Here is a 2,528-nt window from a genome sequence, read left to right as displayed (position 1 = left end):
GAAAACGCGCTGTTCGAGAAGCAACTGCTCAGCGGCGAAATCGAAGTGGTGCTCACGCCCCAAGGCACCCTGGCCGAAAAAATGCGCGCAGGCGGCGCCGGCATCCCGGCCTTCTTCACCGCCACCGGCGTCGGCACTCCGGTGGCCGAAGGCAAGGAGACCCGCGAGTTCAACGGTCGCCCGTACCTGATGGAAGAGTCCATCACCGGCGACTTCGCCATTGTCAAAGGCTGGAAAGCCGACCACTTCGGCAACGTCATCTACCGCCATACCGCGCAGAACTTCAACCCGCTGGCGGCTACTGCGGGCAAGATCACCGTGGTCGAAGTGGAAGAAATCGTCGAACCGGGCGAGCTGGACCCGGCGCATATCCACACCCCAGGGATTTACGTCGACCGAGTCATTTGCGGCACCTTCGAGAAGCGCATCGAACAGCGCACCGTCCGCAAATAATCCGCCAGCCCAAATAATAAGGAGACAACACATGGCTCTTACCCGCGAACAAATGGCTCAACGCGTCGCCCGCGAAATGCAGGACGGTTTCTACGTCAACCTCGGCATCGGCATCCCGACCCTGGTGGCCAACTACATCCCCGAAGGCATGGAAGTGATGCTGCAATCGGAAAACGGCCTGCTCGGCATGGGCCCGTTTCCGACCGAAGAAACCATCGATGCCGACATGATCAACGCCGGCAAACAAACCGTGACCGCACGCATCGGCGCCTCGATCTTCTCCTCTGCCGAGTCCTTCGCAATGATTCGCGGCGGACATGTCGACCTCACCGTGCTCGGCGCATTTGAAGTGGACGTGCAGGGCAACATCGCGTCGTGGATGATCCCCGGCAAGCTGGTCAAGGGCATGGGCGGCGCCATGGACCTGGTGGCCGGTGCAGAAAACATCATCGTGATCATGACCCACGCGTCCAAGGACGGGGAGTCCAAACTGCTCAGCCAGTGCAGCCTGCCGCTGACCGGCGCCAAGTGCATCAAGCGCGTGCTGACAGACCTTGCGTACCTGGAAATCGAAAATGGCGCTTTTGTCCTCAAGGAACGCGCACCTGGCGTCAGCGTTGAAGAGATTGTGAGCAAGACCGCCGGTAAACTGATCGTCCCGGACCACGTTCCAGAAATGCACTTCCAGTGAGGACAGATTCCATGCAAGACGTCGTGATTGTTGCTGCCACCCGCACCGCCGTGGGCAGCTTTCAAGGAGCGCTGGCCAGCATTCCGGCACCGGAGTTGGGCGCGGCCGTGATCCGTCGCCTGCTGGAGCAGACCGGTCTGGACCCGGCTCAGGTCGATGAAGTGATCCTCGGCCAGGTACTGACCGCAGGCAGCGGCCAGAACCCGGCGCGCCAGGCCTCTATTCTGGCGGGTCTGCCCCATGCGGTGCCGGCTTTGACCCTGAACAAGGTCTGCGGCTCGGGCCTCAAAGCCCTGCACCTGGGTGCCCAAGCCATCCGTTGTGGTGACGCTGAGGTGATCATCGCCGGCGGCATGGAGAACATGAGCCTGGCGCCTTACGTATTGCCCGCTGCGCGCACGGGTTTGCGCATGGGCCACGCCAAGATGCTCGACAGCATGATCACTGACGGCCTGTGGGATGCGTTCAACGACTACCACATGGGCATCACCGCCGAGAACCTGGTGGACAAGTACGGCATCAGCCGTGAAGCCCAGGACGCCTTCGCCGCCGCCTCCCAGCAGAAAGCCGCCGCCGCTATCGAAGCCGGCCGGTTTGTCGATGAGATCACTCCGATCCTGATTCCACAGCGCAAGGGTGATCCGTTGTCCTTCGCCGTGGATGAGCAACCGCGCGCCGGCACCACAGCCGAGTCGCTGGCCAAGCTCAAGCCCGCGTTCAAGAAAGAGGGTAGCGTCACCGCCGGCAACGCCTCCAGCCTCAATGACGGCGCCGCCGTTGTCTTGTTGATGAGCGCCGAAAAAGCCAAGGCTCTCGGCCTGCCGGTGCTGGCGCGTATCGCCAGCTACGCCAACGCCGGCGTGGACCCTGCGATCATGGGCATCGGCCCGGTCTCGGCTACCCGCCGCTGCCTGGACAAAGCCGGTTGGAGCCTGGGTGACCTGGACCTGATCGAAGCCAACGAAGCCTTCGCCGCGCAATCTCTGGCGGTGGGCAAAGAGCTGGAGTGGGATGCGAACAAGGTCAACGTCAACGGCGGCGCCATCGCCATCGGCCACCCGATCGGCGCCTCAGGCTGCCGCGTGCTGGTGACCCTGCTGCATGAAATGATCAAGCGCGACGCCAAGAAAGGCCTTGCCACCTTGTGCATCGGCGGCGGCCAAGGGGTAGCCCTGGCCCTCGAGCGCAGTTGATCTAAAGAGCAGCAGGCTAATTGTGGCGAGGGAGCTTGCTCCCGTTGGGCTGCGCAGCAGCCCCTGTCGACAAGAGCAACATGAGAAAAGGCTCGATTCCACGAAAAATCGGGCCTTTTCTTTGCCCGGTTTTCCTGAAAAAAAACAATACTCATGTGGGAGCTGGCTTGCCTGCGATAGCGGTGTGTCAG

3 protein-coding genes are annotated in these 2,528 nt (G+C 62.0%); all 3 read left to right on the top strand.

Annotation, left to right across the window (positions count from 1 at the left end):
• On the top strand, positions 1 to 453 hold a 453-nt coding region (locus FEM54_RS30310; protein ID WP_138454038.1), incomplete at its 5' end, for a CoA transferase subunit A.
• A gap of 31 nt (positions 454 to 484) precedes the next feature.
• Positions 485 to 1,144, top strand: a complete 660-nt coding sequence (locus FEM54_RS30305) for a CoA transferase subunit B (protein ID WP_017135011.1) — start codon at positions 485 to 487, stop codon at positions 1,142 to 1,144.
• Between the two features lie 11 nt (positions 1,145 to 1,155).
• A complete protein-coding gene (locus tag FEM54_RS30300; RefSeq protein WP_138454037.1) occupies positions 1,156 to 2,337 on the top strand; it encodes an acetyl-CoA C-acetyltransferase in 1,182 nt (393 codons plus the stop codon).
• The last annotated feature ends 191 nt before the right edge of the window (positions 2,338 to 2,528 follow it).

Source organism: Pseudomonas edaphica, assembly GCF_005863185.1.
In the GTDB taxonomy this organism is placed as follows: Bacteria; Pseudomonadota; Gammaproteobacteria; order Pseudomonadales; family Pseudomonadaceae; genus Aquipseudomonas; species Aquipseudomonas edaphica.
This window is presented reverse-complemented; position numbering and strand designations above follow the sequence as displayed.